Genomic DNA, 15,401 nt, shown 5'->3' with positions numbered 1-15,401 from the left:
CGCGGCAGCCCGTTGGTGACATCCGCTTCTATCATATCGGACCCGTAAGCGCGCGATCCAGCGTCGGGCCCGCCTTGCCTGCCCCGGCGTTTACCGCCATTTTCCCGGCACCCCGCGCCGGCTCCGCCGGCCGTCCGATCCGGAGTCCCCCATGGCCACCGCCACCGCACCGGCCCGCCCGCCGAACGTCGACGCGACCATCGCCGAGCTGAAGGCCATGTTCGGCGACCGGCTGAGCACCGCGCACGCCGTGCGTGAGCAGCACGGCAAGGACATCTCCTACCACGAGGCCCATCTGCCCGACGCCGTGGTGTTCGCGGAGTCGGCGGAGGAGGTGCAGAAGATCGTCCAGCTCTGCGCCCGCCATAAGACGCCGATCATCCCGTTCGGCACCGGCACCTCGCTGGAAGGCCATATCAGCGCGCCGCACGGCGGGATCTCGCTCGACGTCAGCCGCATGAACCGCGTGCTGGCGGTCAACGAGAACGACCTCGACGTCGTCGTGCAGCCCGGCGTCACCCGCAAGCAGCTCAACGAGCACATCCGCGCCACCGGCCTGTTCTTCCCGATCGATCCCGGCGCCGACGCCTCCATCGGCGGCATGGCCAGCACGCGCGCCTCGGGCACCAACGCGGTGCGCTACGGCACGATGCGCGAGAACGTGCTGGCGCTGCAGGTCGTGACGCCCGACGGCAGGCTGATGCGGCTGGGGCGGCGCTCGCGCAAATCCTCGGCCGGCTACGACCTCGTCAAGCTGTTCGTCGGCTCCGAGGGCACGCTCGGCGTCATCACCGAGATCACGTTGCGGCTCTACGGCGTCCCCGAGTCGATGGCGGCGGCCGCGACCTGCGCCTTCGAATCGCTGGAGGGCGCCGTCAACACCGTCATCCAGACCATCCAGTCCGGCATCCCCGTGGCCCGCATCGAGCTGGTCGACGACCTGCAGATCCAGACCTTGAACCACTACTCCAAGCTCGGCCTGCCGGTGAAGGACACGCTGTTCCTCGAGTTCCACGGCACGCCGGCGGGCACCAAGGAGCAGGCCGAGATGGTGCAGGCCATCGCCGCCGAGAACGGCGGCGGCGACTTCGCGTGGACCGGCATCGCCGAGGAGCGCACCAAGATGTGGCAGGCGCGCCACGACGCGGCGTGGGCCACGAAGTCGTTCAAGCCCGGCTGGGGCATGTGGGCGACCGACGTGTGCGTGCCGATCTCGCGGCTGGCCGACTGCATCCTCGAGACCAAGAAGGACATCGACGAGCGTGGCCTGTTCGCGCCGATCGTCGGCCATGTCGGCGACGGCAATTTCCATCTGACGATGATGGTCGATCCCGACGATCCGACCTACCTGGCCCGCGCCGAGGACCTCAACGACCGCATGGTGGCGCGCGCGCTGGAGATGGGCGGCACCTGCACCGGCGAGCACGGCGTCGGCATCGGCAAGGTGAAGTTCCTCTACGCCGAGCACGGCGAGGCGGTCAGCCTGATGCGCGCCGTCAAGCGGTCCATCGACCCCGACAACATCATGAACCCGAGCAAGATCTTCGGGCCGATGAACTAAGAGCGGATCCGACCTACGCCCTTGCCCACGCCGGTCTCGGCATGACGTCGATGTTCGGCGTACTTTGCTTGGGGCTGCCGCCGGAAGCGACAATGGCGCGCGGCAGGGACCATGCCCGCCGGGCCGTCGCGCTCGACGAAAGAGATCCAACGTCAATGCCTATGTCGCATTCTCGTACCATATCCCGGGTGATCATCGGTTGGCGCGAAAGCACGCCGAACGGGCGGTTTCCCTCAACCCGAACGATCCCTTTGCCAACTACGCGCTCGGTTGTGCACTGAGCTACACGGGCGAGCCGGAGCAGGCTCTGGAATGGTTCACGAAATCCGAGCGGCTCGAGCCCTATGCGCCCGATGATCAGCGTCTCGATACCCTGTGCGACTGCTACTACATGCCTCACAACTACGCGAAGGTCATTGAGATCCACGAGGTGTATCAGAACGTTCCCGCTTTTCTCTATCCCGTCCTGGCTGCCGCGTACGCGCAGGCGGGGAAACCTGAAGAAGCGGCAACAGCCATCAAGTCATATGAGCGGCTGCGTCCTCCCGATCACGACTTGAAGACGCACATCAAATTGTGGATGAGGATGTGCTCGCGCCAGTCGGATCGTGATCACTGGTTGGAAGGTTTTCGTAAGGCAGGATTGGACATTTGATGCGGTAGGATCCGTTAAGCTCACGTTTCCGATCCATGTACGACAACATCCAGACCGGGCGAGATACATCTGGAGAAGCAACGCTGCTTCAACCTTGATCCGCCGTAGGATCGGCGCATCAGTCGCATCCGCACGTCGCCCCCCACCCGATCCATCCCCCGCCGACTTCGCAAGCGACTAGGCAGAGAGCCGCTCCGCCTCACGCTGGAACCTCCGATTGATCAGACTCTCAGGCCGTGCCGCGAGGCGCTCGTAGGTTAGTCCCCAGGCGAGCGCCCGCCGTCCGGCGCGCAATGCGGCCGTGGTGAGGGTCCAGTCGACGATGTCGCGCTGCGCGATGCTGCCGCCAATGCGCCAGACCTCGGGCCGCAAGGGAAACAAAAGCTCGACGCAGTCGTCATACGCCCCGCGGTGGAACGCGACGATCGCCTCGACCAGCGGCAGCCCGACCTCCCGATACAACGCCGCGGTCTCGCCCGTGCCGGCGGCGGTCTGACGCATGGTGGACAGGCGTGCCTCCGCGAGAGCCTCGTTGCCGGAGCGCAGTTCGGTCATCGCCGCGTGCATGTCGGTAAAGACCATATGCCGCCCGTCGGCACGCCCCTCCCAGCGGGGCAGCAGATCGTTCCACCGACGGCCGACATCGCAGCCCATCGTGTCCAGGCGCCAGAGCAAGGCGGCGGGGTCGCTGACCGCGAACCCGATCGGGCGGATCGTGCGCATCAGCGGGCCGTCGTAGAGTTCCAGGGCCTCGCTGAACTGATCGAGCTCGACGTGGAACAGGCTGGTGTGCCACCAAAGATGGCCCTGCGCGCCGCTTTCGGCTGAGGCCCACAGCGCCGCGTGCTCCCTGCTCCAGGCGAGGCCGTCCTTGGGACGGCCGGTCATCTCCATGCAATGCATGATCCCGTGGTGGGCAAAATAGAGATGCGGTTCCAGGGCAATGGCGGCCCGCGCATCCTCCTCCGCCTCGGCGTAGCAGCCGGCCTCCTCCAGCGCGAAGCCCCGCGCCGCGCGCAACACCGCGAAACCCGGCGTGTCAGACGACCAATACGGCAAGGCGCGTGCCGCTCGCTCGCGCATTCGGGGAAAGCGGCCCAACAGCGCGTCGCAGTAGAAGGCGGCGTAGTGCGCGAGCAAATCGCGCGGATGGTCCAGCAGATGCGCTTCGAGCGCCGTGATGCTGGCCCGCCTTTCGCCGGTCAGCATTCGGTCGAGCGCGCCCAGCAGGGACCGCTCACGCTCGTTCAGGGGCAATGCCCGCGCACGTTCGGCCAAGCCTGCGGCCATCACCGCCAGCCTGGGGTCGATCGGGATCGCGACGATCCATGCCTTGGCGATCAGGGCCATGGGCATGTCGGGCGACACGGCGCTTGCCGCATCCAGCAGCGCCATCGCGTCGCCATAGCCGATGGTGAACGCGCGAATGGCTTGGTCGAGACGTTCCACAGCGTCCGGCGTGCCCCCCGAAACCGCGTTCCCCTGGGCGTCCTGTGTCATCCGGCGACTTCCTTCTCACTGGCTGGCCGATCTGGCGATCGAGTGGCGAGCGTATCGGCGATTGCACTGTTCTGACAACGCCGACAGCGCCTGGATAACGCCCGTGTCGAGCCTGACCGGTCGAAGCCCGCCGTTGGAACGGAAGCGGGCGGCTTCGGCCGTGCTACCGCGCGGCGAGCACCGGTGCGCGAGTGGACGCGCCTTTCGTGCTGCTCGTTCGCCGCCAAATGGCGTGCGTCTCCAGTTGCACGCGCTGGCCTACAGTCTCGCCAACGTTTCATGCGCACGCCGGCCTTGCCCGAGGCGGTCGGGCAGTGGTCGCCGACCAGCCTGCGGAGAAGCCGGTGAAGATCGGCGCCAAGGTCGCGGTGTCGAGAGAACTGTTCACGCAAATCCTGCGACAAATCGGGCGCCAGCGTTCGCACCGTTCCACGGGTCGATCTGGGGAATGTCGCCTAAGGGGAGTCTTCCCTCTCCGCCGGGCTTCCCTGTCATCCCGAGCGCAGCGAGGGATCCAGGGACGGCGCCTGGATCCCTCGCTGCGCTCGGGATGACATCGTGGCCGGCGCCCACGAGGAGCGACGACCACTCGCCGAGCGGTGACGCTCTCCGCTCAGAAGCCAAACATTGTCATCCTGAGCGGAGGCGCGCAGCGCTGTGGTCGAAGGACCTTGTCGTGGCGCCCGGTGCGGAAAGATCCGTCGACAACGCGCCGGCGGCGCTCGCTCAGGATGCCGGCGGAGGCAACGCGCGATGACTGCTCGCCGGGCGGTGACGCTCTCCGTTCAGAAGCCAAACACTGTCATCCTGAGCGGAGGCGCGCGGCGCCGTAGTCGAAGGATCTTGTCATGGCGCCCGGCGCGGAAAGATCCTTCGACGACGCGCCGATGGCGCTCGCTCAGGATGATGGCGGAGGCAAGCGCTCGGGATGACGGTGGCGGATGTGCGCGACGTTGTTCGCTTCCACCAGCGCTCAGCGCTCGGCCGCGCGACGGAGAGGGAATCGACGCGCCGTCGATCACTTCGCCGCCGGCTCGCCCCAGAGCTTCTTCAGGCGCGCGTCGCGGCCGCAGCTCCAGCGGTAGTACTGGTAGCGGTTCGGATTCTTCAGATAGTAGTCCTGGTGGTACTCCTCGGCCGGCCAGAACGTGGCCGCCGGCAGGATGCGGGTGACGATCTTGCCGGGCAGGGTCTTGGCCGCGACCAGCGCCTCGAGCGACGCCTCGGCCACCTTCCGCTGCGCCTCGTCGACCGGGAAGATCGCCGACAGGTAGGATTCGCCCTTGTCGCAGAACTGGCCCTTGTCATCGAGCGGATCGATGTTGCGCCAGAACACCTCCAGCAGCTTCGCGTAGGTCACCTTGGCCGGGTCGTACTCGACCTTGACCGCCTCGATGTGGCCGGTGCGGCCGGCCGTGACCTGCTCGTAGGTCGGCATCGATTTGTGGCCGCCTGTGTAGCCGGAGATCGTCGCGGTCACGCCGTCGATCTTGTCGAACGGCGGCTCCATGCACCAGAAGCAGCCGCCGGCGAAGATCGCCACGGCCTTGCCGGACGGCGCGGGCGTCGGCGCCTGCGCGAGCGCCAGCGTGGCGGCGCCCAGGGTCAGCGCGGCGGCGACGGCCGCCAGCCAGCGGCGCGGCATGGCGGCGGCGCTCACGAGGCACCCGCCGGTTTGAAGGTCATGGCGATCCCGTTCATGCAGTAGCGCAGCCCCGTCGGTTTGGGTCCGTCGTCGAACACATGGCCGAGATGGCCGCCGCAGCGACGGCAATGGACCTCGATCCGCGTCATGAAGAACGAGCGGTCCTCCTTGGTGCCGACGGCGTTGTCCAGCGGCTGCCAGAAGCTCGGCCAGCCCGTGCCGCTGTCGAACTTGGTCGTCGAGGCGAACAACGGCAGGTCGCAGCCGGCGCAGTGGAACGTGCCGGCGCGCTTCTCGTGGTCGAGCGGACTGGTGCCCGCGCGTTCCGTGCCGTGTTTGCGCAGCACGCGGAACTGCTCCGGCGACAGGCGCTTGCGCCACTCGTCCTCGGAGTAGCTGACTTCGAACGCCTTCGACGGTCCCTGCGCGGTCGCGGTCCAGCTACGCGAGGCCACGACGCCCGTGGCGAGAGCGGCGGCGCCCCAGATGACATGCCGGCGTCTGAATCGGGTCATGGTCGGTCGTCCTTCGGTCGGTCGCGGTCCCGGCCTCGCCGGACGCGGTCCATGTGCGCAATATAGCCGCGCGCGCGACCCTCCGCCCATCAACGCCGTTCACGAAACGGAAAACGGCGCGTCCCCGGGGGAACGCGCCGTCCGATGCCGTCCGGGCGGACCGCCTACTTGGCGGCCTGCACCATGATCTCGACCTTGTACTGCGGGCCGGCCAGCTTGGTCTCGACCGTGGCGCGGGCCGGCGTGTTGCCGGGGGACACCCAGGCATCCCACACCTTGTTCATCTGCGACCAGGTCGTGATGTCGGTCAGCCAGATGTTGGCCGACAGCAGCTTGCTCTTGTCCGAGCCGGCCTTGGCGAGCAGCGCGTCGATCGTGGCGAGGATCTGCCGGGTCTGGCCCTTGACGTCCTGCGACGTGTCGTCGGCCACGATGCCGGCGAGGTAGACGGTGTCGCCGTGCACGACGGCCTTGCTCATGCGGGCGCCGGCCTCGATGCGGGTGATGCTCATGATTCTGCTCCTATGGTCGCCTGAAATCGGCGGCGCACCATAGCGGCGGCGGCGGCGCGACGCGAGCGCGCCGGCGGGCGACGATCAGGGGAGAACGGACGCGGGATCGACCGGCTTGTTGCGCTGGCGGACCTCGAAATGCAGCTGCGGTTCGGCCACGCCGCCGGTCGTGCCGACGGTGCCGAGGCTTTGGCCCTTCTTCACCGCCGCGCCTTTCTGCACCGAGAGCTTGTCGAGATGGGCGTAGGCCGTGACGTAGCCGCCGGCGTGGCTGACCAGCACGAGGTTGCCGAAGCCCTTCACCTCGCTGCCGCTGTAGACGACCGTGCCACCCTCGGCGGCCTTCACCGGCGTGCCCGACGCGGCGGCGATGTTGACGCCGTCGTTGCGCTGGCCATCGGCCTGGGCGCCGAAGCCGCGGACGGTGCGGCCGCGCACCGGCCACTCGAATTTCGGGGCCCCGGCGCCGGGCAGGGCGACCGGCTTGGGCGGCGTGGCCGTCGTCGCGGTCGGCGACGTGGTGGCGACGGCGCCGGACGACGACGGCAGCGCGCCCGCGACGGGCTTCGGCGGCTGGGCGCCTCCCGGGGGCGGCGGCAGTTCGCTCGAGGTCACCGGACCGCTGGGCGACGAGGTCGACGCCGGTTCGCCGCCGGGCGCGGCGCCCGATGGCGCCGACGCCTCGACCACCCGGGCGCCGGGAATCTCCAGCCACGCGCCGGGCGAGAGCTTGTAGGGCGACGACAGGCTGTTGCGCTCGGCGATGCGGCTGGCCGGCACGCCGAAGCGCTGGGCGATGCCGTCCATCGTATCGCCTTGGCGCACGACGTAGATCGCCGGCGCGTCGGGACGGGCGCCAGAGCCGGGATACTCGACCACGCCGCCGCGGCGTCCGTAGACGGCCGCGTCGTAGGCCTGGCAGCCCGCGAGAGCGAGAAGCAGGACGAGCGGGACGCCGACGCGCGAGGCCACGTTCCGGCGGCGCGCTCGCGAGGGGGAGCGACGCGCGTTGTTTTTCATGGCCGGCAGGATACCGCAAAAACGACCGCTCGTGAATCCACCCCGCGCGCCGCGCCGCCATCGTCGCGCCGCATTCGCGACCGCCGCGACCATCACCGCCGTCTCGATCCGGCGCGAAAAGCGTATGACCGAGTGCGCGTCCCGCATTGGGCCGTTCGCGCCCCGAACGGCCGGTGACCTCGCCTCCGCGAGACCGTGGCGCCCGCTTACAGGCGGGGTATGGCGTCCAAAGCGCGATTCAAACGATCATCGTCCGCGGGCGAATCCGCGCCGCCGCACCGCGGTCTTGTAAGCGCATGGCGATGAACACGAAGACCGGGGTGGTTCCCTCCGCCGCCTCACGCCTCGTAGGTCGGCAGCGCGCCGGCGACGAGGGGAACGAAGCGGACGGGCATGATCGGCTCGCGCGTGAAGCCGTCCTCGGTCCGCACGATGCGCTCGACGGTCTGGTTCACCGGATCCGGACCGACCGGCACCAGCATGATGCCGCCGACCGCGAGCTGGTCGACCAGCGCGCGCGGCATCTCGCCGGCCGCCGCCGTGACGATGATGCGGTCGAACGGCGCCTGCGGCGGCCAGCCTTTGGTGCCGTCGCCGACATGGAACACGACGTTGTGGATGCGCAGGTCGAGCAGGCGCTTTTCGGCGTCCTTCGACAGCGCCTTGTAGCGCTCGACCGTGAACAGCCGGCGGCAGAGCTTGGCGAGGATCGCGGCCTGGTAGCCCGAGCCGGTGCCGATCTCCAGCACCTTCATGCGCTCGCCGACGTCGAGCGCCTGCGTCATCGCCGCCACCACCAGCGGCTGGCTGATGGTCTGGCCGAAGCCGATCGGCAGCGCCATGTTGTCGTAGGCGCGCTCGACGAAGGTCGGCGTCACGAACGCCTCGCGCGGGATCGCGGTCATCACGGCCAGCACGCGCTCGTCGGTCACGCCGCCCCGGCGCAACTCGGCGATCAGACGCTGCTTGGCGGCGCTGGACATCCCGCGTCCGGCCTCAATCGTGCCCGAAGGCGTCGCGCAGGCGCCGCCGCATCGATTCGTGCGTCAGGTCGAGATGCAGCGGCGTCACCGACACCGCCCCGGCGCGCACCGCGCCGATGTCGTTGCCCTCGGTGGTGAGCGGCTCGTCGGGCCGGTAGACGATCCAGTAGTAGGCGCCGCCGCGCGGATCGGCGCGCTCTTCGACGCCGCCGCCGAAGCCGCGCTTGCCCTGCCGCGTCGCGACCACGCCGGTGACCGACGACGCCACCACGTCGGGGAAGTTGACGTTCAGCAGGCATTCGCGCGGCCACTCGACCGACAGCACCTTGCGGATCACGTCGGGACCGTGGTGCGTCGCGGTCGCCCACTTGACCGGATGCGGCGCGGTGTAGACCTGGCTCATCGCGATCGAGCGGAAGCCCAGCAGGCAGCCCTCCATCGCGCCGGCGATGGTGCCGGAGTAGGTGACGTCGTCGGCCATGTTGGCGCCGCGGTTGACGCCCGACAGCACCAGGGTCGGCTCGCGGCCGCGCAGCAGGTGGCGCACGCCGAACAGCACGCAGTCCGTCGGCGTGCCCTCGATGGCGAATTTGCGCTCATTGACCTCGCGGGCGCGGATCGGCGTCGACAGCGACAGCGAGTGGCCGGCGCCGCTCTGGTTGGCTTCCGGCGCCACGATCCAGACGTCGTCGCTCAGCGCGTGCGCGATCTCGCCGAGCGCCTCCAGCCCCGGCGCGTTGATGCCGTCGTCGTTGGTGACGAGGATGCGGACCCCCGTCGGGTCGAGCGGCGCGAAGGTCATCTGCGGTTCCCTACGCGCCCGGCGCGCGGATGGTGTCGAGGCCGCCCATGTAGGGGCGCAGCGCGTCGGGGACGGCCACGCTGCCGTCCTCGTTCTGGTAGTTCTCCAGCACCGCGACCAGCGCGCGGCCGACGGCGAGGCCGGAGCCGTTGAGCGTGTGCAGGAACCGCGTGCCCTTGCCTTCCCTCGGCCGGTAGCGGGCGTTCATGCGTCGCGCCTGGAAGTCGCCGCAGTTGGAGCAGCTCGAGATCTCGCGGTAGGCGTTCTGCCCCGGCAGCCAGACCTCGATGTCGTAGGTCTTGCGCGCGGCGAAGCCCATGTCGCCGGTGCACAGCATGACGGTGCGGAACGGCAGGCCGAGCTTCGTCAGCACGCCCTCGGCGCAGGCGGTCATGCGCAGGTGCTCGGCCTCGGACTCCTCCGGCGTCGTGATCGACACCAGCTCGACCTTGGGAAACTGGTGCATGCGGATCATGCCGCGGGTGTCGCGGCCGGCCGATCCCGCCTCGGAGCGGAAGCACGGCGTCCACGCCGTCAGCCGCATCGGCAGCGCCTTCTCCTCGACCACGCTGTCGTTGACGAGGTTGCTCAGCGGCACCTCGGCGGTCGGGATCAGCCAGTAGCCGTTGGTGGTGCCGAACAGGTCCTCGGCGAATTTCGGCAGGCTGCCGGTGCCGTAGACGGCGGCGTCCTTCACCAGGAAGGGCGGGTTGATCTCGGTGTAGCCGTTCTCGCCGGTGTGCAGGTCGAGCATGAACTGGGCCAGGGCCCGCTCCAGCCGCGCCAGCGCGCCCTTGAGCACGACGAAGCGCGCGCCCGATAGCTTCGCGGCGGCGGCGAAATCCATCATGCCCAGGGCCTCGCCGATGGCGACGTGGTCCTTCGGCGCGAAGGCAAAATTGCGCGGATCGCCGACCCGGCGCACCAGCGCGTTGTCGTGCTCGTCCTTGCCGTCGGGCGCGGCGTCGTCGGGCAGGTTGGGCAGCGCGGCGAGCTGGTCGTCGAGCGCCTTGCCGGCCTCCGCCGCCGCGGCCTCGGCCGCCTTCTGGGTGGCGTCGAGCGCGGCGACCTCGGCCATCAGCGTGTCGGCGTTCTCGCCTTTGCCGCGGGCGGCGCCGATCTGCTTCGACAGCGCGCGGCGCTTCGCCTGCGTCTGCTCGCTCTCGGTGATGGCGGCGCGGCGGCGCTGGTCGATGGCCAGCAGCTCGGCGGCCAGCGGCGCGAGGCCGCGGCGTTTCAGTCCGGCGTCGAACGCGCCGGGGTTGTCGCGGATGGATTTGATGTCGTGCATGGCGGCGGCTTCTTGAACTCGGGCGGACGGGGCGGGCGTCGAGGAGGGGCGCGGCGCGGGGCGGCGCCGGGGCTCAGCCCGGCGACGACGGCACGCCGCCGGTCGACGACTCCGCCGGCTTCTCGCCACCCGATTCGTCCGTCTCGGTGTCCGCCGGCCGCCGTTTCTCGATCATGCGGCCGATGATGATGGAGATCTCGTAGAGCAGGATCAACGGCACCGCGAGCGCGAGCTGGCTGGCGACGTCCGGCGGCGTCAGCACGGCGGCGATGATGAACGCCACGACGATGGCGTAGCGCCGCTTCGAGGCCAGCGCCGCCGTCGACACCAGCCCGACCCGCACCAGCAGGGTCAGCAGCACCGGTAGCTCGAAGGAGATGCCGAAGGCGAAGGTGAGCTGCAGCACGCGCGAGACGTACTCGTTCATCTTGGCGTCGATGACGACGCCGTCGGGCACGTAGGACGCCAGCACCCGCCACAGCACCGGCATCACGAAGTATCCGATCAGGGCGCCGATGTAGAAGTTGATCGGCGTCGCCAGCATGAACGGGAAGAACGCGGCCTTCTCCTTGCGGTAGAGGCCGGGCGCGATGAACATCCAGAGCTGGCCCGCGATCCACGGAAAGCCGATCAGCAGCGCCACGAAGGCCGACAGCTTGACCCGCGTCATGAAGCCTTCGAGCAGGTCGGTGACGATCAGGTCGCGGCCGGTCACCGTGCGCAGCGGCTCGGCGATGATCTCGAAGAACGGGGCCGAGAAATAGAAGGCGACCAGGAACACCAGGAAGAAGCCGATCAACGCCTTGATCAGGCGCTGCCGCAGCTCGACCAGGTGGTCGTACAGCGGCATCGGCTTGTCGTCTTCGGGGCCTTCCAGCAGCTTCACGGCGGCGGATCCGTCGGCACGGGTGGGGCGGGGCCCGGTTATGGCGCCAATCCCCGGTGCTTTCCACCCCCGTTTCGACCGGCGCGCCTCGCTGGCCATCGGCATGTGACGCCGGCGTGACCTGGGGTGCGTTTAGCTGTCGCGGGTCCGCATGGCGGAAACGCGTGGGGTCGCGTTGACAGCGCGGCACCCCCGCCTATAGTGCGCACCGTTCGTGAACCGACGGTCCCGCCATTTGCCTCGACGGCGGCCGGACCGCTCCACCGGAACCCGGCCAGACGACCGGACAAGTGGAATTTCCTTGGGAAATCAATGACTTTCGAAGAACTGGGGCTCGGCCCCGAAGTGCTCAAGGCGATCGCCGAGAAGGGCTATACCGAGCCCACGCCGATCCAGGAACAGGCCATCCCCTACGTGCTCATGGGGCGCGACGTCCTCGGATGCGCGCAGACCGGCACCGGCAAGACCGCCGGATTCACTCTGCCGATGATCGAGATCCTCGCCTCCGGCCGGGCCAAGGCGCGCATGCCGCGCTCGCTCATCATCGAGCCGACGCGCGAACTGGCGGCCCAGGTGGCCGAGAGCTTCGAGACCTACGGCAAGTACCACAAGCTGAACATGGCGCTGCTGATCGGCGGCGTCTCGTTCGACGATCAGGAGAAGGCGCTGGACCGTGGCGTCGACGTGCTGATCGCCACCCCCGGCCGCCTGCTCGACCATTTCGAGCGCGGCAAGGTGCTGCTCAACGACGTCAAGCTGCTGGTGATCGACGAGGCCGACCGGATGCTCGACATGGGGTTCATTCCCGACGTCGAGCGCATCGCCTCGCTGACCCCGAAGCTGCGCCAGACGCTGTTCTTCTCCGCCACGATGCCGCCGGAGATCCGCAAGCTGGCCGACGCCTTCCTGATGAACCCGAAGGAGGTGACCGTCGCCCGTCCGGCGACCACCGCCGCGCTGGTCAAGCAGGGCGTCGCGGTGATCCCCGAGGCCGACAAGCGCGAGGCGCTGCGCCGGATGATCCGCTCCGAGGACGTCCGCAACGCGATCGTGTTCTGCAACCGCAAGAAGGATGTCGACATCCTCTCGAAGTCGCTGGGCAAGCACGGCTTCAGCGTCGGCGCGCTGCACGGCGACATGAGCCAGCCCGCGCGCATGGAGACGCTGGACCGCTTCAAGCTCGGCGAGATCAAGATCCTGGTGGCGTCCGACGTCGCCGCCCGCGGCCTCGACATCCCCGACATGAGCCACGTCTTCAATTTCGACGTGCCGTTCGTGTCCGACGACTACGTCCACCGCATTGGCCGCACCGGCCGCGCCGGAAAGACCGGCATCGCCTACACGCTGGCGACGCCCGACGAGGCGCGCATGATCTCGGCGATCGAGACGACCATCGGCCAGCCGGTGCCGCGCATCGCCATCGCCGGTTTCGACGAGATCGATTTCGATCCGGATTCCGAAGGCGGCCACCGCCGCGGACGCGGCCGTGGCGGACCGCGCGGCGGCGATCGCGGTGGACGCGCCGGCCCGCGCGGCGGTCGCGATCGCGGCGCGCCCCGTGGCGAGGACCGGCCGGTGGCCGCGCCGCATTTCCGCGACGCCGACCGCGACGGCGCCGACGATCTCCAGCCGCCCGCCGAGGCGTTGCCGGCCGTCGTCGTCTCCGGCGAGGAGCCGCGCCGCGAGCGCGGTGAACGCGGCGAGCGCCGTCGTCGTGGCGGACGCCGCGGCGAGCGCGGCGACCGCGCCCCCGCCGGCGAGCCGCGTTTCCGCGACACCGACCGCGACGGCGCCGACGACCTCTTGCCGCCGGCCGATCTGGCGCCGATGGACGCCGCGCCGGCCGTTGTCGCGCGCGATGTCGCCGACGCGCCGCGCGAGGACCGTCCGCGTCGCGAACCGCGTGGCGACCGCGAGCCTCGGGGCGACCGAGAGCCGCGCGGCGAGCGTCCGCGCGACGCCGGCGGCGACGACCGTCCGCGTCACGGCCGCGGCCGCGACGACCGCGGCTTCGGCGACCGCGCGCCGCGCGGCGGCGGCTACGACGACCGCCCGCGCCGCGAGCGTTACGACCGCCGCCACGACCGCGACGACGGGCCCAGCGTGGTCGGTTTCGGCGAGTTCACGCCGGCGTTCCTGTCGCGCCCCGTGCCGCGCCCGGCGCCGCGCGTCGCGGCCCCCGTCAGCGACGCTCCGGCGGCCGAAGAGGCGGCCTGAGCGCTTTCCGCCGCGCGCCCGGCCCGTCGGGCCGCGCGCGGCGTCGTCCCGGAGCGGATCCATGCAGACGATCTTCGTCCTCGTGAAGTGCGAGCTGGGGAAGGCGTACGACGTCGCCGCGTCGGCGGTGCAGGACGTCGAGCAGGTGTCGGAGGTCCACTCGATCTCCGGATCCTACGACCTGCTGATGAAGTGCTATCTCGACGATGCCACCGACGTCGGCCACTTCGTGACCAGCCGCGTCCAGACGCTGCCGGGCATCAAGGACACCTACACCTACATCACGTTCAAGGCGTTCACCTGACGCCCGCGCCGCTGGCGGCGCCGGAGGCCGCCGTTCCGTCCGCGGACGGCGGCTCGAGCGCGATGTTTCCCGGCCTTCCAATCGGGTTTCGTTGACCGCGTCGCGCCGCGCGACGTACGTTTCGGCGACGCCCAACCGCCGGAGGACCGCGTGAACCAGATCAGCCCGACGCTGCGCAACGAGCCCGAAGGCGTCAGCATCAACGCCTGGTCCTCGATCAAGGACACGCTGGCGTCGCCGCGCGTGACAAGCGCCGACGGCGTCTACTTCCACGACGACACCGGCAAGCGCTGGCTGGATTTCACGGCGCAGCTCTTCAACGTCAATCTCGGCCACCAGGACCGGCGCATCGTCGAGGCGATCAAGGCGCAGGCCGAGAAGCTGTGCTTCATCTCGCCGTTCTACCGAAACGAGCCGCGCGAGGAGCTGTCGCGGCTGCTCGCCACGGTCACGCCGGGCGACCTCAACACCTTCTTCTTCATGAACTCCGGCACCGAGGCCAACGAGGCGGCGCTGACCTTCGCGCGCATGGTGACGGGACGCGCCAAGGTGATGTCGCGCTACCGCTCGTACCACGGCACGGCGCTGACCACGCTGGGCGTGTCGGGCGATCCGCGCCGCGGCGCCAGCGCCAACAACTTCGCCAGCTCGGTGAAGTTCCCGAACCCGTATTGCTACCGCTGCACGTTCAAGCAGACCTATCCGTCCTGCGGCGTCGTCTGCGCCACCAGCGTCGAGGAGCAGATCCTCGCCGAGGGTCCGGACACGATCGCCGCGATCATCTTCGAGCCGATCACCGGCGGCAACGGCCCGATCGTGGCGCCGCCGGAGTACTACGGGATCCTCCGCCGGCTGTGCGACAAGTACGGGATCCTGATGATCGCCGACGAGGTCATCAACGGGTTCGGCCGCACCGGCAAGTGGTTCGCCATGGAGCACTACGACGCCCTGCCGGACATGATGACCGTGTCGAAGGGCATCAACGGCGGCGTGCTGCCGCTGGGCGCCGTCATGATGCGCGACTCCATCGCCGCGAAGTTCCTCGACCGCGGCGTCGCCATCGGCTCGACCCAGACCGGCAACCCGCTGTCCTGCGCCGCCGGCGTCGCCGCCATCCAGGCGATGCTCGACGACGGCGTGGTCGAGAACGCGGCGCGCCGAGGCGCGTACCTGATGCGCCGCCTCAAGGAGCTGGAATCGCGCCACCGTCTGATCGGCGACGTCCGCGGGCTCGGCCTGCTGGCGGCGATCGAGCTGGTGAAGGACCGCGCCACGCGCGAGCCGCTGGTGGCGTGGAACGCGCCCGATCCGCTGGTCGGCCGCATCAAGTCGATGTTCAACGACCGAGGCGTGCAGATGCACGTGCGGTCCAACCAGCTCGTGATCTCGCCGCCGCTGATCGTCACCGAGGCGCAGCTCGACGAGGGCCTGAAGGCCGTCGACGAGGTGCTCACCGAGCTCGAGGCGACGCTCTAGCGGCTGGACGCGCAATCCCGGCGGAAGCATCCAT

General features: G+C 69.5%; 14 protein-coding genes. 5 read left to right on the top strand and 9 right to left on the bottom strand.

Annotated elements, in window-relative coordinates; genetic code table 11:
* Positions 1 to 151: 151 nt before the first annotated feature.
* Positions 152 to 1,561, top strand: a complete 1,410-nt coding sequence (locus IPK81_04455) for an FAD-binding protein (GenBank protein ID QQS13498.1) — start codon at positions 152 to 154, stop codon at positions 1,559 to 1,561.
* Positions 1,562 to 1,760: 199 nt separating this feature from the next.
* Positions 1,761 to 2,216: a hypothetical protein gene (locus IPK81_04450; GenBank protein ID QQS13497.1), complete on the top strand. Its 456-nt coding sequence runs from the start codon at positions 1,761 to 1,763 to the stop codon at positions 2,214 to 2,216.
* A 177-nt stretch (positions 2,217 to 2,393) separates the two neighbouring features.
* Here the strand turns inward: IPK81_04450 and IPK81_04445 are convergent, their stop codons facing one another.
* The 9 genes from IPK81_04445 to tatC all read right to left on the bottom strand — a co-directional run bounded on the left by IPK81_04445 (position 2,394) and on the right by tatC (position 11,334).
* Entirely contained in the window at positions 2,394 to 3,716 is a 1,323-nt protein-coding gene (locus tag IPK81_04445; GenBank protein ID QQS13496.1) for a tetratricopeptide repeat protein, read from the bottom strand.
* 1,018 nt (positions 3,717 to 4,734) lie between these two features.
* The gene (gene msrA / locus IPK81_04440) at positions 4,735 to 5,361 is read right to left on the bottom strand and encodes a peptide-methionine (S)-S-oxide reductase MsrA (protein ID QQS14954.1); all 627 of its coding nucleotides are present in this window, start codon (positions 5,359 to 5,361) and stop codon (positions 4,735 to 4,737) included.
* Between the two features lie 11 nt (positions 5,362 to 5,372).
* Entirely contained in the window at positions 5,373 to 5,876 is a 504-nt protein-coding gene (gene msrB, locus IPK81_04435; GenBank protein QQS13495.1) for a peptide-methionine (R)-S-oxide reductase MsrB, read from the bottom strand.
* A 164-nt stretch (positions 5,877 to 6,040) separates the two neighbouring features.
* Positions 6,041 to 6,388 carry a RidA family protein gene (locus IPK81_04430; protein ID QQS13494.1) on the bottom strand — a complete coding sequence of 116 codons (348 nt, stop codon included), beginning with the start codon at positions 6,386 to 6,388 and terminating at the stop codon, positions 6,041 to 6,043.
* Positions 6,389 to 6,472: 84 nt separating this feature from the next.
* Entirely contained in the window at positions 6,473 to 7,360 is an 888-nt protein-coding gene (locus tag IPK81_04425; GenBank protein ID QQS13493.1) for a M23 family metallopeptidase, read from the bottom strand.
* A gap of 386 nt (positions 7,361 to 7,746) precedes the next feature.
* Complete coding sequence (locus IPK81_04420; protein ID QQS13492.1) at positions 7,747 to 8,391, bottom strand: protein-L-isoaspartate(D-aspartate) O-methyltransferase; 645 nt, start codon at positions 8,389 to 8,391, stop codon at positions 7,747 to 7,749.
* A 13-nt stretch (positions 8,392 to 8,404) separates the two neighbouring features.
* A complete protein-coding gene (gene surE, locus IPK81_04415; protein ID QQS13491.1) occupies positions 8,405 to 9,193 on the bottom strand; it encodes a 5'/3'-nucleotidase SurE in 789 nt (262 codons plus the stop codon).
* Between the two features lie 10 nt (positions 9,194 to 9,203).
* Positions 9,204 to 10,484, bottom strand: coding sequence for a serine--tRNA ligase (gene serS / locus IPK81_04410; GenBank protein QQS13490.1), 1,281 nt, complete (start codon positions 10,482 to 10,484; stop codon positions 9,204 to 9,206).
* A gap of 73 nt (positions 10,485 to 10,557) precedes the next feature.
* Positions 10,558 to 11,334 (bottom strand): twin-arginine translocase subunit TatC, encoded by a 777-nt coding sequence (gene tatC / locus IPK81_04405; protein QQS14953.1) that lies wholly within the window; start codon positions 11,332 to 11,334, stop codon positions 10,558 to 10,560.
* A 348-nt stretch (positions 11,335 to 11,682) separates the two neighbouring features.
* On the opposite strand from tatC, the gene IPK81_04400 reads away from it, so the two are divergent.
* From IPK81_04400 to IPK81_04390, 3 genes are all read left to right on the top strand, one after another.
* A complete protein-coding gene (locus tag IPK81_04400) occupies positions 11,683 to 13,587 on the top strand; it encodes a DEAD/DEAH box helicase (protein ID QQS13489.1) in 1,905 nt (634 codons plus the stop codon).
* Between the two features lie 61 nt (positions 13,588 to 13,648).
* Positions 13,649 to 13,891 carry an Lrp/AsnC ligand binding domain-containing protein gene (locus IPK81_04395; GenBank protein QQS13488.1) on the top strand — a complete coding sequence of 81 codons (243 nt, stop codon included), beginning with the start codon at positions 13,649 to 13,651 and terminating at the stop codon, positions 13,889 to 13,891.
* A 150-nt stretch (positions 13,892 to 14,041) separates the two neighbouring features.
* Positions 14,042 to 15,367, top strand: coding sequence for an aminotransferase class III-fold pyridoxal phosphate-dependent enzyme (locus tag IPK81_04390; GenBank protein QQS13487.1), 1,326 nt, complete (start codon positions 14,042 to 14,044; stop codon positions 15,365 to 15,367).
* Positions 15,368 to 15,401: the final 34 nt, after the last annotated feature.

The organism is Rhodospirillales bacterium, assembly GCA_016699855.1.
Taxonomy (GTDB): domain Bacteria; phylum Pseudomonadota; class Alphaproteobacteria; order Reyranellales; family Reyranellaceae.
This window is presented reverse-complemented; position numbering and strand designations above follow the sequence as displayed.